This window comes from Paenibacillus wulumuqiensis, from assembly GCF_000971965.1.
Taxonomy (GTDB): domain Bacteria; phylum Bacillota; class Bacilli; order Paenibacillales; family Paenibacillaceae; genus Saccharibacillus; species Saccharibacillus wulumuqiensis.
In genome coordinates, this window is record NZ_KQ040792.1 from 276,217 (window position 1) to 302,806 (window position 26,590).

The 26,590-nt window shown below is 51.4% G+C and carries 22 protein-coding genes; 14 read left to right on the forward strand and 8 right to left on the reverse strand.

Annotated elements, in window-relative coordinates; translation table 11 throughout:
• The first annotated feature begins 14 nt into the window (after window positions 1–14).
• The 8 genes from WH45_RS01195 to WH45_RS01230 all read left to right on the forward strand — a co-directional run bounded on the left by WH45_RS01195 (window position 15) and on the right by WH45_RS01230 (window position 10,439).
• Window positions 15–1,442: an ABC transporter substrate-binding protein gene (locus tag WH45_RS01195; protein ID WP_046212564.1), complete on the forward strand. Its 1,428-nt coding sequence runs from the start codon at window positions 15–17 to the stop codon at window positions 1,440–1,442.
• A 108-nt stretch (window positions 1,443–1,550) separates the two neighbouring features.
• Window positions 1,551–2,651 carry a carbohydrate ABC transporter permease gene (locus WH45_RS01200; protein WP_046212565.1) on the forward strand — a complete coding sequence of 367 codons (1,101 nt, stop codon included), beginning with the start codon at window positions 1,551–1,553 and terminating at the stop codon, window positions 2,649–2,651.
• Entirely contained in the window at window positions 2,651–3,748 is a 1,098-nt protein-coding gene (locus WH45_RS01205) for a carbohydrate ABC transporter permease (protein WP_046212566.1), read from the forward strand. The genes WH45_RS01200 and WH45_RS01205 overlap by 1 nt, the downstream gene beginning before the upstream one ends.
• A 250-nt stretch (window positions 3,749–3,998) precedes the next feature.
• A complete protein-coding gene (locus tag WH45_RS01210) occupies window positions 3,999–4,727 on the forward strand; it encodes a class I SAM-dependent methyltransferase (RefSeq protein ID WP_052723560.1) in 729 nt (242 codons plus the stop codon).
• A 332-nt stretch (window positions 4,728–5,059) separates the two neighbouring features.
• Window positions 5,060–5,731 (forward strand): GntR family transcriptional regulator, encoded by a 672-nt coding sequence (locus WH45_RS01215; protein ID WP_046212567.1) that lies wholly within the window; start codon window positions 5,060–5,062, stop codon window positions 5,729–5,731.
• A gap of 313 nt (window positions 5,732–6,044) precedes the next feature.
• Window positions 6,045–7,406: a GntP family permease gene (locus WH45_RS01220; RefSeq protein ID WP_046212568.1), complete on the forward strand. Its 1,362-nt coding sequence runs from the start codon at window positions 6,045–6,047 to the stop codon at window positions 7,404–7,406.
• A gap of 140 nt (window positions 7,407–7,546) precedes the next feature.
• A complete protein-coding gene (gene gntK, locus WH45_RS01225) occupies window positions 7,547–9,100 on the forward strand; it encodes a gluconokinase (protein ID WP_046212569.1) in 1,554 nt (517 codons plus the stop codon).
• 127 nt (window positions 9,101–9,227) lie between these two features.
• A complete protein-coding gene (locus tag WH45_RS01230) occupies window positions 9,228–10,439 on the forward strand; it encodes a GGDEF domain-containing protein (protein WP_052723561.1) in 1,212 nt (403 codons plus the stop codon).
• 168 nt (window positions 10,440–10,607) lie between these two features.
• Here WH45_RS01230 and WH45_RS01235 read toward each other — a convergent pair whose 3' ends face one another.
• The 5 genes from WH45_RS01235 to WH45_RS01255 all read right to left on the reverse strand — a co-directional run bounded on the left by WH45_RS01235 (window position 10,608) and on the right by WH45_RS01255 (window position 16,292).
• A complete protein-coding gene (locus tag WH45_RS01235) occupies window positions 10,608–11,450 on the reverse strand; it encodes a methyl-accepting chemotaxis protein (protein ID WP_046212570.1) in 843 nt (280 codons plus the stop codon).
• A 341-nt stretch (window positions 11,451–11,791) separates the two neighbouring features.
• A complete protein-coding gene (locus WH45_RS01240) occupies window positions 11,792–12,058 on the reverse strand; it encodes a YkgJ family cysteine cluster protein (RefSeq protein ID WP_046212907.1) in 267 nt (88 codons plus the stop codon).
• 55 nt (window positions 12,059–12,113) lie between these two features.
• Window positions 12,114–13,235, reverse strand: a complete 1,122-nt coding sequence (locus tag WH45_RS01245) for a 5-methyltetrahydropteroyltriglutamate--homocysteine S-methyltransferase (RefSeq protein ID WP_046212571.1) — start codon at window positions 13,233–13,235, stop codon at window positions 12,114–12,116.
• Between the two features lie 93 nt (window positions 13,236–13,328).
• Complete coding sequence (pepT, locus tag WH45_RS01250; RefSeq protein ID WP_046212572.1) at window positions 13,329–14,558, reverse strand: peptidase T; 1,230 nt, start codon at window positions 14,556–14,558, stop codon at window positions 13,329–13,331.
• A gap of 210 nt (window positions 14,559–14,768) precedes the next feature.
• Complete coding sequence (locus tag WH45_RS01255) at window positions 14,769–16,292, reverse strand: NAD-dependent epimerase/dehydratase family protein (RefSeq protein ID WP_046212573.1); 1,524 nt, start codon at window positions 16,290–16,292, stop codon at window positions 14,769–14,771.
• A 320-nt stretch (window positions 16,293–16,612) separates the two neighbouring features.
• Here WH45_RS01255 and WH45_RS01260 point away from each other — a divergent pair, with 320 nt between their 5' ends.
• A complete protein-coding gene (locus WH45_RS01260) occupies window positions 16,613–17,200 on the forward strand; it encodes a YjgB family protein (protein WP_046212574.1) in 588 nt (195 codons plus the stop codon).
• Window positions 17,201–17,507: 307 nt separating this feature from the next.
• Here the strand turns inward: WH45_RS01260 and WH45_RS01265 are convergent, their stop codons facing one another.
• Entirely contained in the window at window positions 17,508–18,338 is an 831-nt protein-coding gene (locus WH45_RS01265; protein WP_046212575.1) for a class I SAM-dependent methyltransferase, read from the reverse strand.
• Between the two features lie 380 nt (window positions 18,339–18,718).
• Here WH45_RS01265 and WH45_RS01270 point away from each other — a divergent pair, with 380 nt between their 5' ends.
• Window positions 18,719–19,456 carry a cyclase family protein gene (locus WH45_RS01270; RefSeq protein WP_046212576.1) on the forward strand — a complete coding sequence of 246 codons (738 nt, stop codon included), beginning with the start codon at window positions 18,719–18,721 and terminating at the stop codon, window positions 19,454–19,456.
• Between the two features lie 211 nt (window positions 19,457–19,667).
• Window positions 19,668–20,738, forward strand: a complete 1,071-nt coding sequence (locus WH45_RS01275; protein WP_046212577.1) for a branched-chain amino acid aminotransferase — start codon at window positions 19,668–19,670, stop codon at window positions 20,736–20,738.
• Window positions 20,739–20,987: 249 nt separating this feature from the next.
• On the opposite strand, the gene WH45_RS01280 is transcribed toward WH45_RS01275, so the two are convergent.
• Window positions 20,988–21,479, reverse strand: a complete 492-nt coding sequence (locus WH45_RS01280; protein ID WP_046212578.1) for a hypothetical protein — start codon at window positions 21,477–21,479, stop codon at window positions 20,988–20,990.
• A 332-nt stretch (window positions 21,480–21,811) separates the two neighbouring features.
• Here WH45_RS01280 and WH45_RS01285 point away from each other — a divergent pair, with 332 nt between their 5' ends.
• Both WH45_RS01285 and WH45_RS01290 read left to right on the forward strand, forming a co-directional pair.
• Window positions 21,812–22,462: a hypothetical protein gene (locus tag WH45_RS01285; RefSeq protein ID WP_046212579.1), complete on the forward strand. Its 651-nt coding sequence runs from the start codon at window positions 21,812–21,814 to the stop codon at window positions 22,460–22,462.
• 230 nt (window positions 22,463–22,692) lie between these two features.
• The gene (locus tag WH45_RS01290) at window positions 22,693–24,006 is read left to right on the forward strand and encodes a hypothetical protein (protein WP_046212580.1); all 1,314 of its coding nucleotides are present in this window, start codon (window positions 22,693–22,695) and stop codon (window positions 24,004–24,006) included.
• A gap of 120 nt (window positions 24,007–24,126) precedes the next feature.
• On the opposite strand, the gene WH45_RS01295 is transcribed toward WH45_RS01290, so the two are convergent.
• Window positions 24,127–25,380: a S41 family peptidase gene (locus tag WH45_RS01295; RefSeq protein ID WP_046212581.1), complete on the reverse strand. Its 1,254-nt coding sequence runs from the start codon at window positions 25,378–25,380 to the stop codon at window positions 24,127–24,129.
• Between the two features lie 352 nt (window positions 25,381–25,732).
• Here WH45_RS01295 and dapD point away from each other — a divergent pair, with 352 nt between their 5' ends.
• On the forward strand, window positions 25,733–26,446 hold the full coding sequence (gene dapD, locus WH45_RS01300) for a 2,3,4,5-tetrahydropyridine-2,6-dicarboxylate N-acetyltransferase (protein ID WP_046212582.1): 714 nt from the start codon (window positions 25,733–25,735) through the stop codon (window positions 26,444–26,446).
• Window positions 26,447–26,590: the final 144 nt, after the last annotated feature.

The following is a 26,590-nucleotide window of genomic DNA, read 5'->3' on the forward strand; positions in this document are numbered from 1 at the left end:
AGAGGGTTGAGTCTATGAAACGCAAGTGGAAGAAAAACGGTTCTATGACTTTGATGATGGTATTGTTGTTCTCCGTAGTAATGAGTGCATGTTCCGGGAACACCGGCACAACAAACAGTTCGCAGACTGGCACCGAGGGAACAGGAAATCCGGCCGCAACGACGACTTCAGGCGCTGACCTGATCAAGACTGCCAAAGTACCGGCAGGCTCTGAACTGGAAAAGGCGCTAAACGGTGAATATAAAGGTAAAAAGGTAACGATGTACGGCCCTTTCGTAGACGCGGATGAGCAGAAGTTCAATGCCAGTATCAAGGCATTTGAAGAAGCCACAGGCATCGATATCGCTTATGAAGGCTCCAAAGAATTTGAAGCTACAATCAATGTACGCGTCAACGGCGGCAATGCACCGGATATCGCCGATTTCCCGCAGCCGGGTCTGCTGGAAGGCTTCGTGAAGTCCGGCAAGGTTATTGACGTAGCTTCCTTTATGCCGGATGACTATATGAAGCAGCAGTACCAGCAAAGCTGGCTGGATATGGCGAAAATGGCCGGTCCGGACAACAAGGACATCACTGCAGGCGTGTGGGCACGCAGCAGTGTGAAGAGTCTGGTCTGGTACAACAAAGCGGCTTTTGAAGAAGCAGGCTACACTGTTCCAAAAACATGGGACGAAATGATGAAACTGACCGACCAGATCGCTGCTGATGGCGATCCTGCCTGGAGCGTAGGGATTGAGAGCGGCGCAGCAACCGGCTGGCCGGCTACTGACTGGCTGGAAGATATTATGCTGCGTACCACTACTCCGGAAAACTACGATAAATGGGTAAGCGGCGAACTGCCTTTCACCGACCCTATCGTTAAAAATGCAGTAACCAAAATGTCCGATATCTGGTTTAACGAAGATTATGTATACGGCGGACGCAGTTCCATCGTAACAACGAACTTCGGGGATGCGGTAAAACCTCTGTTCACCGATCCTCCAAAAGCATGGCTGCATCGCCAGGCCGGATTTATCGTATCGTTCTTCCCTGAAGGACTGCCTGCTGACCAGTATGACTGGTTCCCGTTCCCATCCATTGATGAGAAATACGGTACACCGGCTTTGATCTCCGGTGACATCTATGCCATGTTCAACGACCGTCCGGAAGTGCGTGCGGTTATGGAATTCTTTACAACTGCCGAATCACTGCAAAGCTGGGTCAAATCCGGTGGCGTAACGCCTCCGATGAACGGTACACCGGACGACTGGTTCGCGAATGACCAGGAACGCCGGATGTCCGAATTTGTACAGACTGCAGACACCATCCGCTTTGATGGCTCTGACCTGATGCCAGGTTCTGTCGGCGCAGGTACGTTCTGGAAAGGCATGACCGACTATGTGAGCGGTACAGCCAATCTGGATGAGGCCATGCAGGAAATCCAATCCGGCTGGAAGAAATAAACCGGCCTTTATACAACATGAGATCAACACGTCAGACGGACCGGCATTGATCGGTCCGTTTGGTGTGATTAAGGGAGCATTTTTGCAAATGCCAAAGGGGGAAAGCAAATGGACGCAGGCAATGAAATCAATGTAAGGGGCAAACAGCGCTTCACACCGCGCCTGATTCTGTTATCCATCCTCGTTCCTTTACTGAATTTGGGAGTGCATACGCTAATATTCCTATTCTTCCGTGACTCCGGTCTTCCTCCGATGTTTAATGCACTGCTGGCCGTCATCTGGGGGATCTTCGGCATCTACTCCATTTACTTTAGTCTGAACTGGGTTGTTGAGCAGTATCCGGATAAATGGAAAGAAAGGGTCACCCCGTATGTATTCGTCGGACCTGCCGTGCTATTGCTCGGTTGGCTGCTGTTCCTGCCGACGCTGCGTACATTGTATCTAAGCTTTTTTAACGCGGATTCCACCAAGTTTGTCGGACTGGCTAACTTTGGGGCAGTCTTTACCGACAGACTGCTGCTGACCGCGCTTCGCAACAATCTGATGTGGGTCGTCATCGGTACGCTGGCCTGCGTTATTCTGGGACTGCTGGTTGCTGTACTGGCGGATCGCAGCAGTTTTGAGCGGCTGGCCAAAGCGATTGTATTTATGCCGATGGCGATTTCCTTTGTCGCTGCCGGGGTTATCTGGAAGTTTATCTACTACTACCAACCGGGCGACGAGCAGATCGGTCTGCTGAATGCGATTATTATCCAGTTTGGCTTCCAGCCGCAGGGCTGGCTCAGTATGGTGCAGCCGTGGAATAACCTGTTCCTGATCGTCATTCTCGTCTGGATGCAGACCGGGTTTGCGATGGTTATTTTCTCGGCAGCGATCAAGGGGATTCCCGAAGATATGCTGGAAGCGGCACGGATGGACGGCGCGGGCGAGATCCGCATCTTCTTCAAAATCATGCTGCCGGTGATCTCGGGCACTGTGCTCGCGGTAACAACAACCATTATTGTATTTACACTGAAAATATTTGATGTGGTCATGATCATGACCGGTGGACAGTACGGTACCGAGGTTGTTGCGACCGAGTTCTATCGTCAGCTGTTCATGTACCAGAATGCCGGTTACGGTTCCACGCTCGCGATCGTGCTGCTGATCGCCGTTATTCCGGTCATCATCCTGAACGTTCGTCAGCTTCAGAAGGGAGGCAACCTCTAATGCGCAAAAAAGCCAAAGCTCCACGCCGCAAAGGTCACTGGCTGGTCAATCTGATTCTGGGCATTATCTGCGTTGTCTGGTTCATCCCGACATTGGGGCTGCTCATCTCCTCCGTACGTCCGGCCGCAGATATTTTGCAGACCGGCTGGTGGACCGTGATTCCGCATCGTCAGTGGGAGAGCGTCAGCCAGATCAAGCTGGACCGTGAGACCGATCTGCGCAAGCCGATTCAGGTGAACGGACAGACGTTTCAGGATGATCAGCTCAAAGCAGGGGTAGAAGTGGGCGATCAGCGCCTGATCTGGGAAAATCGACGCTCTCGTACGGTAGACGTGCAGGAAAAGAAATGGGGTTCCTCGACCAACTTTACCCTGCAGAACTATGAGACCGTGCTCGGTGGTAAAGAGTACAAAATCACCCAGCCGGACGGTACGGTGCAGACGGAGCAGGGCAGCGGGATGGGACGTTCCTTCTGGAATACCATTGCTGTCGTGGTACCGTCGACCGTTATACCGATCTTTATCGCTTCCTTTGCCGCCTATGCATTTGCCTGGCTGAAGTTCAAGGGACGCAAAGCATTCTTTATCGTCGTTATTGCACTGCTCGTCGTTCCGCTGCAGGTTGCACTGATCCCGATCCTGCGTGACTATACGGCACTCGGACTGAACGGGACGTACTTTGGGATATGGATGGCGCATACCGCCTTCGGTCTGCCGCTGATTACGTACTTTATGTATAATTCGATCAGCCAGCTGCCCAAGGATTTGTTCGAATCGGCCTTTATGGACGGCGCGAGCAACTTTACGATCTTCTCTAAGTTGATTCTGCCATTGTCTGTACCGGCGCTTGCCTCGATCTGTATCTTCCAGTTCCTGTGGGTATGGAACGACTATCTGGTATCGCTTATCTTCCTCGGTTCCCAGCCGGAAGTACAGGTACTGTCGATGAGTATCGCCAACCTGGTCGGATCGCGTGGCAGTGACTGGCATCTGCTGACCGCAGCTGCATTTGTCTCCATGCTGACACCGCTGGCTGTATTCTTCGCTCTGCAAAAGTACTTTGTACGCGGACTGCTGGGCGGATCGGTCAAAGGATAAGAGCAAAGCGATGATCCCGTTGCTGTGCAAGCAGCGGCTGGATCGCTTCATAAGGTAACGTCTGCAAGATGATTGGAACAGCGTATAGCCGACTATCCGGCTATATCGTATTTGGATGCAGTAGTTGTCCGCCTTCCTTACCGGGAGGCGGATTTTATTTGTCGGGAAGATGTGGAGTACAATGGATGGGATACCATACGAAAAATACATAATGACCTGCACCCTGCACGGTAATGAAGGAGATATGGATATGCTCTCTGCTGCAATATCAATACTGCTGCTCATCATGGCTCTATTTGTGTTACTGTCGATCGTCTATTACAGCTGGCGTAACGGCATCTCGCCGCTACCGTCGTCACTCATTCTGCGCCGTCAGGTAGAGCAGGAAGTGAAACGGCTGGCGGCTGTTCAGCAGGCTATCGGCCGGTATGCCGCTGCCGGAAAAGAAAGCAGATCTACAGCCAGTCCATTGGCTGCCCCGGTATATGATCCAGTACATATTGGCATACAGCAGCGAACTTCCTCATCGACAACTGTTGCAGAGGATAAGGTGCCGGTTCAAGGTCCATTGATCATCGAAGCCGGTTCCGGCTGGGGAACAATGGCGCTGCATCTGGCACGTTATTGTCAGCCCTGCCGTGTAGTGGGTATTGAGAATTCGCTCGTACCGCTAGTGGTCTCACGGCTGCTTGCCCTGCTGCCGGGGCGTGCTCCCATCCGTCTGATCCGAGGTGATATGTATGAGTATGCCTACGAGCAGGGGGATCTGATCGTCTGTTATTTATTTCCCGGTGCGATGACCCGGCTGAATCCTATCCTCCGCGAACGGACCCGTCCGGGCACGTATATTATCAGCGTTTATTTTGCCCTGCCGGACTGGGAACCGGAGCAAGTGATTACGTGCCAGGATGTGCACCGGACACGTATTTATATCTATCGTACCGGCAGCCGGGTTTATAAGGTAGAAAAAAGGGTATAGATTAAAGTCCGCAATACTTCCGATTATGAAACGCTTACAATTTATTCTTTACAAATGCAAATCGGGAGTAGTAAGATTATATTTAAAGTTGTATACAAGTATACTGATATTTGAAAATGGCAGCTTGCCGTTTTTGTCCTGTTATCAATCGAGGTAAGGAAGTGAGGCCTGTACCCGGAATTGGGAATACGCAAGAGGATGCATCCCACGCATGAATCTATGCTAGAATTAATAAGAAACGGCAGCAGCCGTCAGAGCCGGATGGAACATCTACATATCGCAGCTTACCGGTTCGGCCAGTGCCTATTATGCATAAGAGGAGACGTTGGATCATGCAATATCCATCTGCCTGGATGCAGGGAGCTTCCCGCGGGGAAGCGATCGCCTGCCAGCTCAGGCTGCAAATTATAAATGAACAGATCAAGCCGGGGGAGATCATCTCCGAGAACCGGGTCGCTGCCGACTTCGGTACGAGCCGCTCGCCGGTACGAGATGCTCTCAAGACGCTGTCGGGTGAAGGACTGATCCGGCTGGAGCGAATGGGTGCGGTTGTGCTGGGACTCAATCTGGAAGACGTCAAAGAACTGTATGATGTGCGTTATCTGATCGAGAGCTTTGCCCAGCAGCGGCTGGCAGAGCAGGATAATGCAGCGCTGGTAATACAGTTAGACCGGATCATTGATAAAATGAAACTCGCTGTGAAGCATGGGGATTATGTGGACTTTGCGTATCAGGATTTTACGTTTCATGAGACGCTGGTTCTGCAGGCACAGCACAAGCGGATGATCCACCTGTGGAACAGCATTCGCCAGATTGTGATGACGGTTATCCTGATCACGACCGAGAAGGGATTCCAGACCGGTGAGGAACGAATGAACTGGGTCGCAGACAAGCATTATATGATTCTCGATGGCCTGCGTTCCCATGACCCCGAAGTTATTCATAAAGTAGTCAATAACTACTTTGCGGATTCCGCCCAGACGCTCAAACGCAGCCTGCCCTGATTGGCAGGCTGGACGGAGTGGACAAGGGGAGATCAAGAAACGGCAGCAGATACACCAGAGGATGAACTGCCAAATCGTGAGTCGGCTAATCCATGTCTGCGATAAAACAGAATATTTACGTTCAACTTGTCGACAAGTATACAATTGAATTTTATGTAGATTTTATATGGATTATTCATTCGCATTGAAAGCGCTCTATAATTTTACGTAAAATATTTCAAATTTTCATAAAGAGGATTGAAAATTTTTCATGGCATCATAAACAGAGCCGAAGTCATCCGGCTTCAGGCAGGAAAACAGGGAGGTTTTCGCGTTGGATCAATTATTTGGACTCAGTCATAATGCAACACTGCTTATCTGGACACTGATTGCGATCGTATTTCTGATCGTATTGATTGCGAAGTTTAAATGGAACCCATTTGTCACACTGCTGCTGTCTGCACTGATGCTTGGACTGCTGGCAGGCATGGATCCGCAGGATCTGATCAAGTCCGTCACCGGCGGTCTGGGCGGAACGCTCGGAACGATAGCGATCGTTATCGGTCTGGGTACAATGCTCGGTAAAATGATGGCCGAATCCGGCGGTGCCGAGCGAATTGCCACTACACTGATCGACCGTTTTGGTGTCAAACGCGTCCACTGGGCGATGATGATCGTCGGCTTTATCGTCGGCATTCCGGTATTTTTTGAGGTCGGTGTCATCCTGCTGATCCCGATTATTTTCCTGGTCGCCCGCAAGACCGGCATGTCCCTGCTCAAGATCGGGATTCCGATTCTGGCTGGTTTGTCGACGGTACACGGACTGGTGCCTCCGCATCCGGCACCGATGATTGCGATCGAAGCGTACAATGCCAATCTGGGCCGCACCATTCTATATTCCCTGATCGTCGGACTGCCGACAGCGATTATCGCCGGCCCGATCTTCGGTAAATTTATCGGTAACCGCATCATTGTACATCCGCCGCAGGAACTGGCAGATCAGTTCGCTTCCAAGGAAGACCGCCAGCTGCCGGGCTTCGGTATTACCCTGTTCACCATTTTGTTGCCGGTGATCCTGATGCTGATCGGATCGATTGCCGACATCGTGGACCCGCAGGGCGTTAACGGATTTACCCATGTCGCGGCATTTATCGGACATGAAGTGATAGCACTGCTGATCTCGGCTGTGTTTGCTTTCTTCTCACTGGGATTCGCCCGCGGATTCAGCAAAGAAGATGTATCCCGCTTCACCAGTGAATGTCTGGCTCCTACCGCCAGCATCATCCTGATCATCGGCGGCGGCGGTGCCTTCAAGCAGGTACTGATCGACAGCGGCGTCGGCGGCGCGATCGCCGATATCGCCAGCCAGACCCATATCAACGTCATCCTGTTCGCATGGCTCGTAGCGGCACTGATCCGTATCGCTACCGGTTCGGCTACCGTCGCGATGACAACCGCAGCAGGTATTGTTGCTCCGGTACTGGCCGTCAGCACCGGCGTCAATATTGAGCTGGTCGTACTCGCCACCGGTGCAGGTTCACTGATCCTGTCCCACGTCAACGATGCAGGCTTCTGGATGATCAAGGAATTCTTCGGCATGACCGTCGGTCAAACCCTGAAATCCTGGACAGCCATGGAGACCATCCTGTCCGTCGTCGGCTTGATCTTCATTATGATCCTGAGCGTATTCGTCTAATACAAACCTGGATTATCCTATCGAAATCACATGCAGCACACCAACCGGAAAGCAGAGCGGGAAGATACACCTTACCCGTTCTGCTTTACTGCGTATTCGCCCCATCTGAACCACATTACAATGAAAGCAGGTTGATACCAATGACAGACTCCACCATGAAACGAATGATCGGCGTAGATATCGGAACGACCAGCACCAAGTCCGTCCTGTTCGAGCAGGACGGTACCGTCGTCACTTCGGCCAATATCGGCTACCCGCTGCATACCCCGACCACCGCCACCGCCGAACAGGACCCGGAAGAAATTTACCGCGCCGTGCTGCACACGATTGCGGGCGTAATGGAGCAGAGCGGTACGAAGGCAGATGACATTCTGTTTGTCTCGTTCAGTTCGGCCATGCACAGTGTGATCGCTGTTGATTCGCACGGAGTGCCGCTGACCCGCTGCATTACCTGGGCGGATAACCGCAGTGCGCCGTATGCCCGCAAGCTCAAGGAAGAATGGAACGGACATGAGCTGTATCTGCGCACCGGTACGCCGATTCACCCAATGTCCCCGATCACCAAGCTGATCTGGCTGCGTGAAGAGCATCCGGAGATTTTCAGCCAGACTGCCAAATTTATCTCGATTAAGGAGTATGTATTTGCCCGTCTGTTCGGTCAGTATATTGTCGATCATTCGATCGCTTCCTGTACCGGTATGCTCAACCTCAAGCAGCTGGACTGGGATGCGGAAGCACTTCGTCTGGCAGGTATTACGCCGGATCGCCTGTCGACGCTGGTACCGACCACACATCTGATCGAAGGATTGAATGCCGAAGCCGCTGCAGAGATGAAGCTGGCGCTGTCGACGCCATTTATCGTGGGTGCCAGTGATGGGGTGCTGTCCAATCTGGGTGTAGGCGCGATTGAGCCGGGTGTCGTCGCGGTGACGATCGGGACGAGCGGTGCGATCCGCACCGTGGTGGATGAGCCGGTGACCGATCCGAAGGGACGCATCTTCTGCTATGCACTGACCGAGGACAAATGGGTCATCGGCGGACCGGTTAATAATGGCGGGATGCTGTTCCGCTGGGTGCGGGATGAGTTCGCCGCTTCGGAAGTGGAGACGGCCAAGCGTCTGGGCATCGACTCGTATGACGTGCTGACACGGATCGCCGAGCAGGTGCGACCTGGCTCGGACGGACTGCTGTTCCATCCGTATCTGACCGGAGAACGGGCGCCGCTGTGGAATCCCGATGCACGGGGTTCCTTTATCGGGCTGACGATGAAGCACCGCAAAGAGCATATGATCCGCTCGGTGCTGGAAGGGGTGATTTTCAACCTGTATACCGTCATGCTGGCAATGGAAGAGCAGATCGGACGTCCGGCCCGTATTCATGCGACCGGCGGATTCGCCCGTTCTTCGTTGTGGCGCCAGATGATGGCGGATATTTTTGACCAGGAAGTGATAGTGCCGGAGAGTATCGAGAGCTCCTGTCTGGGTGCGGTAGTGCTTGGACTGTATGGCACCGGCCGGATCGATTCGCTGGATATCGTGTCCGGGATGATCGGTTCTACCCACAGTCATCAGCCGCAGCCGGAAGCGACCTCTGTTTATCACCAGCTGCTGCCAATCTATATCTCCATCTTCCGCAGTCTGGAGCAGCAGTACAGCGCTATAGCCGAATTCCAGAACCGTATGGCAGAGGCCTAAAATTTTACAAAGAAAGATGTATTCCGTAGCAACCATACCATCTGAAAATGGTATACTGAGTCAAACAGCAATTATCGGACGCAGGACGTTTGTAGTTGTCAGACAACAGTGAGGTTGTGATGGTAGCGTGAATATCAATCTGGATATGAAGACCGTATTCATGTCCCTGGTGCTTGGTCATATTTTTACGGTAATTCTCATTAGTGCATACCGGCGCTCCTCGGTGAAGGATCGTGCGGTGAATACTTTTATTCTGGCAAAATGGTTTCAGGCAGTTGCCTGGGCGATGCTGATCTTCCGCGGGATACTGCCGGGGATCTTCTCGATTGTACTGGCGAATACCCTGTTGTTCACCGGTGCTGCGCTGGAGACAGCGGCGCTGCTGATTTTGCAGCAGTCGTATTCACGCAGGGTCCGCATATGGCATCTGCTGTATACGATCGTCTGTATTGCAGGATTTGCAGCCATTTATATGATGAACGTCTCCGAGGGGACCCGTATTATCTACGCATCCATTGGAACCGCACTGTTCCTGGTGTACCCGGTCTATCGGCTGACCCGTGATCCGCACGCCTCTTCACTAAAAAGGTTGGTCGGTTATCTGTATGGCGTCGTCCTGATCAGTATGCTATACCGGGCACTGGCCACGCTGCAGCTGGGGTCACAGGCCGGACTGTTCTCGGTCGGATTGTCCCAGACCGTATCCTTTATTGCGCTCTATCTGATTATGATTCTGGGAAATGTCGGCTTTGTCTTGTTATCCAAAGAGCAGGCCGATATGGATCTGCTGCGGATGGCCAGCTATGATGAGATGACCGATGTGCTCAATCGTAGGACGTTTATTGTGGAGAGCCGCAACACCATCCACAAGCTGGCGCGGCAGGGCAAGCAGGTATCGTTTATCCTGTTTGATATTGATGCCTATAAGACGATCAATGATACATACGGTCATTTTACCGGCGACCGTGTGCTGACAGATATGACAGACCGGATCCGACAATGTCTGTCCGAGCTGACGACAGAAGATTATTTGTTCGGCAGATATGGCGGCGATGAATTTGCTGTACTGCTGCCGGATACGGATGAACAGCAGGCAGCAGCATGCGCTGAAGCGCTGCGCCGGGCCATAGCGGATCATCCACCGGACGTCCTGCCGATCGCGTATACGATCAGTCTTGGCGTAGTGACCGTGCCGGCAACCGCCGATATTCAGATGAATACCCTGTATGTGCTGAGCGATCAGGCTCTGTACCAGGCTAAGCGTGCCGGCCGCAACCAGGTGGCTGTGCATATGCTGCAGCCGGATCGCATAGAGACAGTACATATGTCACACAAATAGACAGGCAAATAAATGAAAAAATCGGCAGCAGGATAGGGTGATACAACGTTCCTGTACCGAAATAGATCACACCGACAACACTGGTGACACAGCAAAAAGACGCTCTGATGGACAGAGCGTCTTTTTTGTCGTTTCGCAGAACAAATATACAATCAGAGAGACAGCGACTTACTTGGTTTTCGGTGTGCTGTAATGGTACAGATTGTCAGCCAGTGATTGCATGGTCGCACTGGTATTCTGCAGACGTTCAATCACATCGGTAAAGGAACTGACCAGCGTCGCCTGTTCCTTGGAGGAAGAGGTGATCTGTTCGATCTCCCGCTCCATGTTGCGGATCGACTCCTGTACATCGCGCAGTGCCGTCTCGATATCGCCGGTCGCCTGCTTGGCATTGACGGACAGCTTGCGCACTTCGGTCGCCACAACGCCAAAGCCTGCACCCAGTTCGCCGACACGGGCAGCTTCAATCGCTGCATTCAGACCGAGCAGGTTGGTCTGTTCGGAGATTTCCTTGATCAGCGTTGCCACTTCATTGATTTTGGACGACTTTTGCACGGTTGTTTTGCTGTTTTGCAGAATTTGCTCGCTGGTCGCCTGCAGCTCTTCGGCATGGGCAGCCACATGCTGAACCATATCGACGAGGCTGTTGGAGATAGAGCGGCTCTCATCCACAATTTTATCCAGATTCAAAGCGGTCGTCTGCTCATAAAATACGTTGAACATCGCTACCAGTTTGTTGTTTTCGATGATCGGTACGGAAATGCCTTCCAGCGGATAGCCGAATACCTCGGCCGGGAAGAAGGAGATAGATGGGTTCTTTTTATCTTTTACACCATTAAAATTATGAAAGCTGGGGTCAAGCGCACTGCCTGTCGAATAACCCAGGTTGAAATCTCCCAGCTGTTCGTAGAACAGGATCTTCTCGTGATCATATACGGAGACGGCGGCTTTTTCACGCAGACCTTTGGTGAAGTATGGAATTACGCTAATCAGAGCATCAACTACACTCATTTTATCCCTTCCTTTTCGGTCAATTGCAGTACATTACCTATTTATCGGCGGGGGACGGAATAATATTTAGCAACTTACAATTAGTAATATTATGGATAATAGTATAATCTATCCATAATATGAAAAGATAAATGAGCCATACAGTCATAATGCGCTGTAATTGTCTCATTTTCATAGATGATAGGCTATATCCCTTAATAAAGGAAGTCAAAATATTTCGTGATGCTGCAATTCGAATACAAAAAGAGCGGCCGACCGCAGTCAGCCGCTCCTGTAATTACAGGATTCCGGTATAAAGTATAGCTGGTGAAGCAATATATTCCACCATCCACAGCTGCCTATTACTGATGTACATCCGGTGCAGTCAGTCGCTCCAACTCTTCCAGATAGGCAAAAGCATGTTCGTCCGACGTGCCGCACATTTCCAGTGAAGCTGCCAATCCACCGCATACATCCGGGCGTTCCGGCCGGCCGAACAGACCGCAGCGGCGTTCGGAGGTCAGATGGATACAGGGGACACCGGCAGGCTTGCCTTCCGGCATACCGGGAATAGGGGATGATATGGATATGGCGATACAGCATGCTGCACAGCCAGGACGGCATTCCATCGTAATCTCTCCTGTCGGGTTCATGATGCGGGATGGGCTGCCAGCCGGAGCTGTCTTACTTCCATACATCCTCGGCGATCTGGATGACATGGCGCAGCTTCTCCCATTGTTGCTCTTCGGTCAGCAGATTGCCTTCCTCGGTGGAAGCGAATCCGCACTGCGGACTCAGGCAGAGCTGATCCAGATTGACATACTTGGCCGCTTCATCGATCCGGCGCTTGATATCATCCGTACTCTCCAGCTCCCCATGCTTGGAAGTGATTAGACCGAGTACGATCTGCAGATCACGACGCTTCACATGGCGCAGTACATCGAGCGAACCGGAACGCTCATCGTCAAATTCCATGAACAGTCCATTCAGGTTCAGCTGATCCATAATCGCATCCGCCGCACCATCATAACCGCCGGAAGCGGTCCAGGTGGAGCGGAAGTTACCACGGCAAATATGCATTGTAATAACCATATCGTCCGGACGGTTCGCAACAGCCAGATTCACCAGCTTGACGGAATCGGCGAGCATACGATCCGGGTCTTTGCCCTCCGCACGCAGCTTGGCTTTGGCTTCGTCAGAGAAGAAGGCTGCCCAGGACGTATCATCCAGCTGCAGATAACGGCAGCCCGCATCGTAAAAGGCGCGCAGCGCTTTCTGGTAAGCGAGACCAAGATCATTCAGCAGCACATCGCTGTCTGCGTACAGATCGGATTCGATTTTGCCGCGGAACTGCAGCATATTTGGGCTTGGGATTGTCATTTTGGCGGTACGATCCGGGCTGACTACACTGTGCAGGAAGCGGTAATCGTCCAGGTGCGGATGACCGGTAAAGTCGATTTTGTCGACGACTTTGATCCCGCGTGCCTTGGTCGTTACGCCGTGGAACTGGATACCCTGCTCTGCCTCAAAGGCTTCGACGCCATCCAGATTTTCCAGGAAGTCAAAATGCCACCATGCCCGGCGGAATTCACCGTCACTGATCGACTGCAGGCCGATTTCCTCCTGCTTGGCGACGATACGGCGAATCTCTTCGTCTTCGATCTGGCGCAGCTGTTCGGCGGTGATTGCGCCGGAAGACTGCTGAAGACGAGCTTGTTTGATTTTGTCAGTACGAAGCAGGCTGCCTACGTGATCTGCACGAAAAGGTGCAGTCGTACGCAGCAGGGAAGATGGAGAAGAAGTCATGGATTATAACCTACTTTCTGGATGGGAATAATATTATATTGCATCGTAGCAGAGATTGCAGGTGATGTAAACGGTCAGATGAATCGAAGCCGATTAAGCCTGCTCTTCGAACAGACGACTGATCTCGACGATCACTTCAGTGGATTTGACCATATTATCGACAGAGACGTATTCGTATCTGCCGTGGTAGTTCTCGCCTCCGGTAAAGATATTCGGTGTAGGCAGTCCCATGTAGGACAGCTGGGCTCCATCCGTACCGCCGCGTACCGGCTTGATCAGCGGCGTAATGCCGAGATTTTTCATCGCCTGTTCGGCTGTATCGACGATATGCATCACCGGTTCGATCTTCTCGCGCATATTGTAGTACTGATCGTTGATTTCGAGCAGGATGCTGTCTTCGCCGTAGGTCTGACGGAACTCGTGCACAATGCTGGTCAGCGTATTTTTCTTGTGTTCAAACGCTTCGCGGTCAAAGTCACGGATAATGTAGGAGAGCTGTGTCTGCTCCACATCACCATGGATGGAGGTCAGATGATAGAATCCTTCGTAGCCTTCCGTAAATTCGGGCGCTTCCTCCACCGGCAGGCGGCGGTGCAGCTCCATGGCGATCTTGGCGGCATTGATCATTTTGCCTTTGGCCGTGCCGGGATGCACATTGGTGCCTTTGCAGATCACTTTGGCTGCCGCTGCGTTGAATGTCTCATATTCCAGTTCACCGAGCGGACCGCCGTCTACAGTGTAGGCATACTGTGCGCCATAGGCAGCCACATCGAACTTGTGCGGACCGCGCCCGATTTCCTCATCCGGGGTAAAGGCGACGCGGATCTTGCCGTGCTTGATCTCCGGATTGCGGATCAGATGGTGCATGGCCGTCATGATCTCGGCGATGCCGGCTTTGTTGTCCGCGCCGAGCAGGGTGGTGCCGTCTGTCGTCATCAGGGTATGACCATGATAGGTCTCCAGCTCTGGGAAATCCCGTGGGGACAGTACGATGCCGAACTGTTGGTTCAGCAGGATATCGCCGCCGTGGTATTCGACCAGCTGCGGTTTTACATTTTTGCCGGTAAAGTCAGTCGCTGTATCGACGTGAGCCATGAAGCCGATGACAGGAACATCCTTGTCGGTGTTGGACGGCAGGGTTGCCATCACATAACCGTTATCGTCAAGCGTCACATCCTCCATGCCGATGGCATTCAGTTCCTGCACCAGCTGGCGCAGCAGATCCCACTGGCCGGGTGTGGAAGGACAGGTATCGCTCTCTTCATTGGACTGGGTATCGATTTGTACATAGGAGGTCAGGCGTTCAATCAGTTCGTTCTTCAAGGCTATTCAGACTCCTCTCGGTGGGTGGCGGTATATGCATCTTATTTTGTCATTTTAGCATAAGTTGGTAGGAGATAACGGATAAGTTCGCTGTCTGCTCCGTATGGGGACCGCAAAAACAGCCAGCTGTGGTGCAATACCGTCTTAACGGAAGACCATGCCAAAAAGGATAACACCGGCGGGTGCTATCCTGTAAGGATGGATATATCGTTACTGCGAATGGGAAGGCTGGGACGCAGACGATGGATGATCCTGCCCGTCGGCAGCAATCAGGCGCAGCAGATGTCTGCGAAACGCATGCATGACCAAGAGATGCACCTGGGCCTGCGTAAATTTGTACAGAATCCAGGGCAGGGACGGCAGATAGTCATGGATCGCGATCACGCATTCCCGGGTGCCGGAAATCTGCTGGAACTCCAGACGTCCCTCATGCGCTTCCTTGGTCCGGGCGAATGCCCCGCCAGTAATATAGTAGACAGCTCTCTCAGCATCGCTGCGTTTCGGGCAAAAGGTCAGCTCCAGAATCGGCTTGCGCAGGAAGCGGACGTACAGGCGGTAGCGCCCCGGCTGATCCTGCTCCGTTCGCACGATGCCTGGCAGGAAGCGTCCGAGCCAGTCCATATAATAACTGCCGGCCCAGCGGGCGTTTTTGCCCTTGGGCATCAGCACGCGCTGGATAGAGCGTACATCCGATACGGCTGCTGCTGCCGTGGCAGAGGACTTTTTGGGCTTGCTGTGCTGACGCTGTTTCTGTTTGTGCTGCTGCTGGGATTCCTGTTCCAGGGCGATCCGGGCCGCATCTTCGAACGTGACTTTGCCATCGCTGATGCCTGGCACATGATGATCCGCATGGGCGACCATCGGGTGGGCCAGACTCTCGACCAGCGGATAGACCATTTCCCGGGGCATTTGGGTAACGAGCGTTACCCACAGCCGGGACAGCCCGATTGTCAGCAGCGGTATATCGATAAATGTCCGTCGCTTGTGCATGACTTCCGCGGTCTTTTCCATCATTTGCTTATACGTCATAACATCCGGTCCGCCGACATCGATCGCCCGGCTGTACAGCTGCGGGCTGCCGATACTCTGCTGAATGGCATTCAGCACATCCGACAGGGCGATTGGATGTGTCATCGTCCGTGTCCACTCCGGCAGCGTCATGACCGGCAGTCTACGCACGAGACGGGCCAGAATCGGAAAGGATGAACCCTGCGGACCCACGATTAGTCCGGCACGAATTGTGGTCACCGGCACACCGTAGGAACCGAGCACCTGCTCCACTTCGAGGCGGCTGCGCAGATGGCGGGACAGCTGCTCGCGCGGCACATGTTCCGGGATGATTCCGCTCAGGTAGATGATCTGCTTGATTCCATTTTTACGGGCAGCCCTGGCAAAATGATCGGCGAGGATAATATCCATATCTTCGAATTTGGCCTGAGTCAGCTTGGCCGTCGGCATCATCGAGTGCACGAGATAGATCGCATAATCCGCACCTTCCAGACATTCGTCTGCCGCAGACATGGAGAACAGATCACAGGCTCGCCACTCCACATGCTCACTGTTATGTTCTTCCCGATTGTGGCGGGACAGGGCGATTACATCGTAATCACGCACCAGCTGATTCAGCATATTATGACCGATATAACCGGTCGCGCCGGTCAGTACGATTCTCGGACGATGTGTGGTAAAGGACGGCTCTGCAGTCGAGCCCGGACGATTGTCGGAAGAATTCATAAGGACACCTCGGTTTCTCAAAGTCGCTTGGGCTAGGGCGCAGGCAGACCTGCTGGACTGCGCTCCGCACGAAAAGCATATTGCTTCTCAATACCCTGTTTGAGGCAGTGCTAACCGTTCCTGGTTGCAGATCGCTATCCGGTTGAATGAAAGAAAAAAGAGAGCCTTGCAGCTGCCTATATATACAGTTTCCTCATGGGTCAGCAGCAGTTTCGGATATGTCAAAAAAGGAATATAACTTTGTTACGTTTTGGCGCAGACAGGGTAACTTTTACTAATCAGGGCTCGTCTTATTAGGCAGGATCAAGGAGGAATGCAATATGCTACGTCAACCATCCATACGAAAAGGAATGCTCGCTGCGGCGATTGCCGGAGCGACCGTGCTGGGCACAGCAGGAGCCGGCTATGGTGTGCTCACACCGGTGCCTCACGCCGAAGCCGCAGAGAGCAGCTATGCGCAGAAGCTCGTGCTGAAGAACCTGAACAGCTTTTACAAGCCTGCACTTCGGGGGCAGTTCCCCGGAGATGTAAGTTCATTTACAGTAGGCAAGACGACGAGAGATGAAGTGATCGACCGCTTCGGTGCTGCCGAAGTGCCGCGCAAGAGTGCCAGCGGATATGATCAGTACACCGCCAATATGGGGCATCCGGGATATGCTTTTCATTATCAAAATAACGTGCTGACCGAGCTGCGCTACTTTGGCACCAATGTGGAGCGCCAGACCAATATCGGCGGAATAACGATGAAGCTGCTGCGACAGCAGTGGTATGCGCCATCTTCGACGACCACGATTGGCAGTGGAGCAGGCAAGCAGACCAAGATGACTTATATCCGTGGTGACTACAAGCTGGAGTTCATTTTCAACAGCAGCACCGATCTGGATCATATCAATCTGGTCCGTGCCTGATCGGCTATCTTTGGTAGAATGGCACCTTCCAGCTGTGCGGATCAGAAAGCTGCAGCATGATGGAAAGAATAAATCGGGCAAAATAGTGGGAAATATGTTGGCAAGAACACGGAAAATATAAGCTGATACTACGAGTTGGCACTATGATGAAAAAGAAAATGGAACGACCAAGAGCCTGTAAGCAGAACGAATCTGCCTACAGGCTTTTCTGGCGCATATCAGGATAATACGTAGTCCGGTTGCCAGTGCTCCTGCACAGCTGGCAGCCGCTTCCCGGCTGTGCGTGTTGTCACCGGTTCAGATCGATTTATTTGATCCCCAGCCGCATTCGGTAGCTGAACAATACGTTAATTACGCCCCCGCGGAAAAAGTCATCCGTCATCGCCTGAAAAATACCGATCTCCGATTCCAGATGCTGCGCCGCCGAACCGAGCCGAAGTGCAGCCTGAATGCCGCCCTGGCTGAGCAGCAGACCGGTATAGCGCTCCGAACTGCACGGCTCTGTATGATGGAATACAATCTCACGGGTGAAGCGGAAATGGCCGCTGTCCTGCAGCGCTTGCAGATGGGAATTCTTGTCCCGCTTGCTCGCTGCGGTGTCCGGATCGCCATGCTGCTCGATCAGCCGGTCAGACAAACGGATCAGATGCTCATATTCCCGTTCCAACTGCCAGTTAATCGTCGGCGGCCAGTCACAGTCATAGGCGGCAAAGACCCCTCCTGTGCTGAGCGCACGCGCTGCTTCCTGGAGGGTACTAACCGGCTCCATCCAGTGAAAGGACTGCGAACAGGTAATAATATCGGCTGCGCCATTGTCGACAGGCAGCTGGTTGGAATACCCCTGTTCAAAAGTAATACGGTCCGTATCTGTCTGCTGGGTTAGCTTGCGCCGGGCGACGGTGATCATATCCTCATTCGGCTCGACACCGAGCACACGTGCTGCCCGTCCCTGCCAGATCATCGTGGACAAGCCGGTGCCGCATCCCACATCGACGACCAGCCCGGGTCGCCTTTGCAAATAATTGGTCAGAAGATCCACGACCATCTGGGGAGTCTGGGGACGATGCTGGTCATACAATTCCTGAAAGCCGTTAAACCGCTCAATATTGTTCCTCGAATTATGTTCCGGGATATTCATAAACATTCCTCCTTCACCAAATGGCAGGTGGTGTATTCAAATTGAGACGAGTATACCATACCTGTGTAAAGGGAACATCTGCAGATCCGGTGTACCGCCCTGAAATAATGCGCAATAAGCCGGACATATCGCTGACAACGTTTGGCCGGCGAGATGTGGAAATGCCCGTGTGATATGGAGAGGACAGCGAATACAGCCTGGCATCATCAACATGCAGCAGATTGACGTTTGTAAAATATCGGCGATATACTTGGACAAAGTCTGCTGCTGCCTGAGCGATAGGCAGCAGCAGAAGTGGATTCCAATCTGCTTCTTCGGCAGATCGATAGGCATGACGGTGTCAATGACAGCATCCCGAAATCAGGAAAGAGGTGACGGTAATGTCCAACGAATTACTGCAAGCATTCCAACTGATCAAAAGCAAAACATGGGTGGATTTGACTCATACCTTTGGCCCGGATTCACCGCACTTCGCTGCCTTTCCAGCGGCAGAGTTCCGAACGATGTTCGATCACAATGATGGATTTTTCGCCCAGCAGTTCAGCTTTGCCGGACAATACGGGACGCATTTGGATGCACCGATTCATTTTGTCCGGGATGCCCGTTACCTGGAGGAGCTGGATCTCAAGGAGCTGGTCCTGCCGCTGGTCGTTATCGACAAATCGGCCGAAGCGGCGGCGGATGCGGATTACAGGCTGACTGCTGCAGATATTGAATCGTTTGAACATGAGCATGGACGGATTGAACCCGGCAGCTTTGTGGCACTGCGTACCGATTGGAGCAAGCGCTGGCCGAGCCAGGAGCGATTTGAAAACAAGGATGAGCAGGGCAACAACCATGCGCCCGGCTGGTCGATGGAAGCATTGCAGCTGTTATTTGAGCAGCGCCAGATTAAGGCAGTCGGTCACGAGACATTTGATACCGATGCCGCTACCGATTATACCCACAATGGTGCGCTGCTCGGAGAGTATTATGTGCTCGATCAGGATACATATCAGGTAGAACTGCTGAAAAATCTGGATCTAGTTCCACCCAAAGGTGCAGTAATTTTTAACATCGTACCCAAAGCTGAAAAAGCTTCCGGATTCCCGGTGCGTTCGTTTGCTATTTTGCCATAAGAAATTGTATGAATATACACTATTTTTGCATAAGGGATGGTCTGAATACCGACGACCATGATGCATAAAATAGCTGCGAGGCGGATAGAAACTATACGGAAAAACCAGGCAGCTATCAAGTTATTGGATTTAGCTATTTTCGCTGCTCTGTAAAAAGTGATATGATTTAATGAAACCAATCCCAAGTAACGCCTGTTAAGGAGACATGACCATGACGATCGATATCAAAATCGAAAAGACAACAAGCCCGAAAGCCAAACCTGCAACAGAAGGTCTGGTATTCGGTAGTAAATTTACAGATCATATGTTCATTCTGGATTATGATCATGGACAAGGATGGCACGATCCGCGCATCGTTCCTTATCAAAATATCAGCATGGACCCGGCAGCCAAAGTATTCCACTACGGCCAGACGATCTTTGAAGGTCTGAAAGCGTACCTGACCGAAGACGGACGCGTCCTCATGTTCCGCCCGACCAAAAATATCGAGCGTCTGAACCTGTCCAATGAGCGTCTGAGCATTCCCGAGATCGATCCGGAAATCGCTCTCGAAGCACTGCGTCAGCTGGTTCTGATCGACAAGGACTGGATTCCGGAAGGCGAAGGCACTTCCCTGTATATCCGTCCGTTTGTCATTGCTACAGAAGCGGCACTTGGTGTAGCGCCATCCCATCAGTACAAATTTATGATCATCCTGTCCCCGGTTGCCGCCTATTACGCCGAAGGCATCAACCCGGTCAAAATCTATGTGGAATCCAAGTACGTACGTGCGGTTCCCGGCGGCGTCGGCATGGCCAAAACAGCCGGCAACTACGCAGCGGGTCTCAAAGCACAGGAAGGCGCAACCGAGCTGGGTTATTCCCAGGTCATGTGGCTGGACGGTGTACACCGCAAATATATCGAGGAAGTCGGCAGCATGAACGTCTTCTTCAAAATCGACGGCACCGTGGTAACTCCGGCGCTGAACGGCAGCATCCTGCACGGCATTACCCGCGATTCGATCATCCAGCTGCTCAAGCACTGGAATATTCCGGTTGAAGAGCGCCTGCTGTCCATCGACGAGCTGGAAGAAGCTTCCCGTTCCGGCAAATTGGAAGAAGCGTTCGGTACAGGTACCGCAGCGGTTATCTCTCCGATCGGTGAACTGAATTGGCAGGGCGAGAAACTGATCATCAACGAAGGTAAAACCGGCGAACTGTCGGCCAAGCTGTACGAGACACTGACCGGCATCCAGAAAGGCGCAGTCGAAGATCCATTTGGCTGGACGCTGGAAGTAAAATAACACCTGCAAATCATAAAGTGAATAGTCAAAGAGCTGTGCACTCCACATCATCGTGGAATGCACAGCTCTTTTTTTATGATTAACGATCTGCCAAGGCAGAGTCGGCAAAAGAATACATAGAAGCGAAAGGGGAGAAGGGAAGGCGAAGCATGATGCTGCCAAAAAGATAAGGACGCTCCGAACATCAAAAGGCTGGCCGGGATCATCAGGCTGTATTGTTCATATGGAAGATTTCCAGGTCTCGTCTTGTTATGCCTTGGTGATCTTGTTCTGGAGCACCAGTGTCTGCAGTTCATTGGCCTTGATCGCCAGGCCCATATAGTAGGCATCCCGGTCTTTGACTTTGCCTTCCATCATCAGGATGTTCAGTTCCTGGGTCTTCATATTCAGATCGATAATCAGCTGTTCAATATCCTTGATCAGCATTATATGGGGTTCCTGCTCTACACGTGGAATCGGTATGTTTATTTCCCGGCTGGAGGAAGAGGGTGTTGGCGCCTGATTGTGCAGCTGATTCTCAGCCAGATCGTAGTAAGCGGCTGTGCCTTCCTTGATCTTTACGATACGAGGTTCACGGTCTGCAATTGTGCGCAGTGCACCAATGATCGATCCTTCACTATAATTCTTCGGCAGCTGTTCCAGATATTTGCGGATCACTGCGAACCCGGTTTTGCCTTCTTTTTGCAAATATTGAAGCACGTGATTACGTATACTCTCAGCGTTAGAATTTTTCTGATACATAGCGAAGCCCCCAGGGAGAAGTCGGATGTTAAAAATCATTCTTTTTGATATATTAACATAGTATTAATACTGTATCAAGTAGTATTAACACATAGTATCAAAAGTATTAATACTGTCATGAAGTATCAAAAAAGATGATATAAAAAGAAAAATAATACTCATTAAAATGCTGGAAAACCCTGCTGTTAAAGGGTTTTTAACAGGTTGTGGTATGGTGGTTGTTCAGGCACAGTATCAAGAATATCAGTATCAAATGGCTAATAGTTAGATAGGCTTGATACTGGCAGTAGCAAAACATATGATATAGATATCACTTATGAAGGGAGGCGCTTATGCAGAAGGTGTTGAAGATGTTGTATGGTATGGTCATTGCTGCAGGCATTGTTGCGCTATTGTGGATGGTGCTGGGAGCAACAGCTGCTTTTCAAGGGGCAGTGGATCTGGTGGAGACCATCATACTGGTAGGAGTCGGGATTCCTCTGACAGGACTGATTATTATAGCTCTGTATGATTTGCTCAAAATAATAGTGTTTGTAGACCGGCTCCGTACGATAGTTCCGGTAATGATATCAGTCGGGATATTGCTGTTTTCTTTTGTTGGATATATCAGTACAAGTACAGTAGGGTGGCTAACAGAGAAGGTCAGTGCAGATGAGACAAGGATAACCGCTGATGGAAAGTATGAATATCATCTGGAGATTGTGAATGGTACACAGCGCAATTCCTCTGAACGGATTTATCTCAAAAATAGGGCAACCGGTGAAGAACAGACGATTAAGGTGCCGATCGGGATGGGCTCCGCCTATTCGGTTGCATATACCGCAGGAGAAGAAATAGGCTGGATTACGATGAAGTCGACAGACCAGAGCAATCAATACATAGTAAGCACAACAGACCAGATCATGCCATCCAGAGAAGATCCTTTGAAACCGATACATTTCCTGGTGGATGTGGAACAGGGCACGGCTATTGAAATGAATTGATAGAGACTCCGTTTCTCTTCATGAGATTCGGAGTTCTTTTTGGCGTCTGCAACTATCATCCATCTCACTGATTTCTTACTCGTTTTATAAAGGCTCCTGTCATGCGTTCATCATCCAGATGGATATATCCTCACCTTAAATAGTTATGGAAAATTTACAAATAAATGTATTAAATTCGGCTGACACGGCAGTATAATGAGTTGAATCTTCAACTATAAAGGAGGGTATTCATGAACTGGCGTGTGATGTGTGCTGCTTTGTGCATGGTTTGTGTGATGGCATGGTGTGTACCGGCTTTACCGGTGCAGGCAGAGGAGCAGGAGTTTAACCGGATCGATGTACCGAGTGGGAGTCTGATTACCGCCCATACTTCGCACCGGAGCAACATACCGGAGCGGGTGGCAGACGGGGATCTGAAAACAGCCTGGAATGCAGGCAGAAACAGCGGGGTCATCAGCGTCGTATTCAATCAGAGTGTGAAGATGAATGGGATTGAGATCGCGGCTGCCGCCTCACCTACCAGCACGGAAAAGTACCTGATCTACGGTCTCGAGGGAGACCGCTGGAAAGAGATTGGCCGCGCATCACGCACGATCGAACACCGGGAAGATGGAACGGTCACGATGCTGGACAGAATTCCGGTAACAGAAGGCAACTACAGTGGAGTACTCATTTCCATCGATTCCAGCGCTTCCTGGGTATCGATCAACGAGCTGTATCTGACGACAGGAACGTTCAAGACATTCGAGAATGCGACCGTCTCCCAGTTGAGCGGAGCGGCGCTGCTGACATGGGAGCACCTCGGGTATGGAGAGACGCTTATATATTACGGCACCAAGCCTGGGTCCTACACGAATAAGGTCGTCGCCTCCTGGCGAGGTCATCTTGGTACGAGAATCTACAATCTGACCAATGACCAGCCCTATTATTTTAAAATAGCGGTAAACATCAATGGCACCATCTATTACTCCCCGGAGCTGACGACCGTACCCAAGTCCCGCCTCATTCCCAGGACCATACCGGATGGCGTGGGCGCCTATACAGGTCCGTATTACAAGGATCTGAATCTCACCCCGGGTGCTGCACTGGATAGTGACATCTACTCATCTTGGTATTACACCAACCCCAACTATCCGCCAAATGACGATGGTACTCTCGAGATTTCTCTTAACCGAAGTGACTTTTTTGTGGATACGATGCAGCTGATCACCCAGTTCTCCCCGGTAGCCCGCGATCGATCCGATGTCCGTGAGGACGAGTATATTATCAGAGGATGGAGTGGCTGGGAGCATGGATGGGAAGACATCGGTTATTACAAAGCAACCGTCCATGCACCAGGCGGAGACGGTATCGTGGTATTGGAGCCGATCGCCATCAAACCGGGTTATTACAAATATATCGAGATTGAAGTGCATACGACAGGCACGTACGTCAGTATTAATGAAGTATCCCTCAGCGGTGATCCGAGGACTTCGGTGACGGACAGCGTGTACGGTGACCTGGCCAGTCGTGTAACCGGAGATGTATATGGTGTGTCCAAATGAGTGATAGGCAGCAATAAGGCAGCATCTTCACTCATATTGCAGGAAGAACAACAGCAAGCCGGAGCTGGCAGTTACATCTGCTGGCTTCGGCTTCTTTTATGCTGAAATCTGCTTAATTATTCAACTCCTGGAAAGGAAGGTATAGTGCAGAGCAGCGTTGAGTACAGGATCGTTCCCCTGCTGCATATCCTCAATCGTATACTGTACCGGAATATCGGGCTTCAATACGGAATAGGCGGCACGCCGGAACTCCTGTGTGCAGTAATACACGGTGATCTGGCTGTTGGGCAGGGTAAAAGGCAATATATCTCCAGGTGAATTAGGGCTGCCCATAGCCGGTTCTCCCATTGTGACAGCATGAAGTTCGTCATGCAGTGTGACGGCGTGCAGCAGAGCGGATGAGGCAGTCTGGCGATCGACCAGAACGATTACCCGATGATGGAGCTGCGGAATGCTCTGCAGGGTGGCGAACAAAGGATTAAACAGGCTTTCATCTCCGCCGGAATTGCCTCTTAGATCGATTATCAGTCTATTGACATCCAGATTGTGAATACTGTCCTGCATGTCAAGCATCAGCTGATTTACAGGATAATTCAGGTCTTCTGTGCAGGTGTTGTAATCCAGATAAAGGGCATGTTTCCCGGCAAATGAAGCAAGGCTGTAATTGGGAGATTTTTTCTCCGGTAAGACAGAGGTTGATTGTGCAGCCGGCTCCAGATTACGGGCAGCAGCGGATACCGGTATGGGGCGAACGGTAAGGGGAATCCTGGAGCCGTTCACACCGGAAAAGGTGAGCGAAATTGCAGACCCATCGTCGATCCACTGCAAGCCGTGCAGAATATCCGGTATTAGTATGTACAAAGGAATAAGCGCTCGTAAATCCTGCTCCTGATCATGGGGGATAACCGTCCGCAGCTGTCTGATTAAGGGAGCCAACGGGCGACCATTGATCTCAATTAACTCCCTGTACATGACCTGCCGATAGGGAGCAGAAGCGGCTGTAACATACAGTTTTTCATTTTGCCAGTATAGACGGAAGGGCAGTATGGTTGTCTGACTGAAACCCATTGAGTTATGCAGATGGCCTACCTCTGTCAGCGTCTGCAGAAGACTGACTTTTACCCGATCATTATCGGGATAATAGTAAGGCAGTCGCTTCATCAGCGCATCGATTCGCCGATCGAATAGATCTGCTTGATCGGGATGATGATTTAGGTGGATATCTTTATGGACATACTGCTCCCGCAGTGTGGTCAGGTCTTCTTTCCAACGCTGCTGCCAGTGCAGGTAAGGTATCAGAATGGTGATAAGTACGAGAGTGAGCAAAAGCAGCAGCAATCTGAAAAATCCGGGTTTGATGGTTGGCAGCTTCATGTCTATTCTCCTTATTCATTTTTCACTACTATATGTCCCAATCCCATATTAAACCTATGCATTTTGGTACACTGCAGCTCAAGCGGATCAGCTGGGAGTTCGCCGTTTCCGGACTTTTGTTATATAAATGAAACAAGATTATGTACTATCTGTATAAACATTTGGTGTAAATATCATGGATCAATTGCGGGCGATCCTTGATGTATGCTATAAATGATGTAGTTCCGGCAAGGAACTGCTTTAGACCCACATATTCACATAAGGCTGAGGCCATCGGATATGAATACAGGCACCGTCATGGATCTACATACGGGAGCACGATTATTTGAGAAAAAGGAGCTGTCATCTGCACATGTCTACCGAGATGAACACGCACGAAATTATTAACCTGATCAAAACAAGCAAAAAGAAAACTCCTGTCAAAGTCTACCTCAAAGGTCAACTGGAAGGACTGACTTTCCCGGAAGGCGTACAGACATTCATTACCGGTAACACCGGTGTTATTTTCGGAGACTGGGCCGATATCCAGGGTGTACTGAGCGAGAACAGTGCACAGATCGAAGACCACGTCATCGAGAGCGACCGTCGTAACTCCGCGATCCCGCTGCTGGACATGAAGAACATCAACGCACGCATTGAGCCGGGCGCATTTATCCGTGAAATGGTATCCATTGGCGACAATGCAGTTATCATGATGGGCGCGGTTATCAACATCGGCGTCGTAATCGGTGAAGGTACGATGATCGATATGGGCGCTGTCCTCGGCGGACGCGTTCAGGTCGGTAAAATGTGTCACATTGGTGCAGGTTCCGTCCTGGCCGGCGTGATCGAGCCGCCAAGTGCACAGCCGGTTGTTGTGGAAGACGATGTACTGATCGGTGCAAATGTAGTCGTACTGGAAGGCGTACGCATCGGTGAAGGCGCAGTTGTCGCAGCTGGCGCGGTCGTAACCCAGGATGTGCCTGCATTCTCCGTAGTTGCAGGAACGCCTGCACGCGTGATCAAACAGGTCGACGACAAAACGAAATCCAAAACAGAGATTCTGCAGGATCTGCGTACTCTGTAATCCGGATACTCTCGCTGTTGGTACGGCATCATAAACTGGCTCATGCCGTCACATGATGGATGACAGAGCGGCACAGATGTGCCAGCGGTCGCAGCCTTACAGCAGTGAACCGATATATACTAAGAAGGCTGTCATGGTAATCTG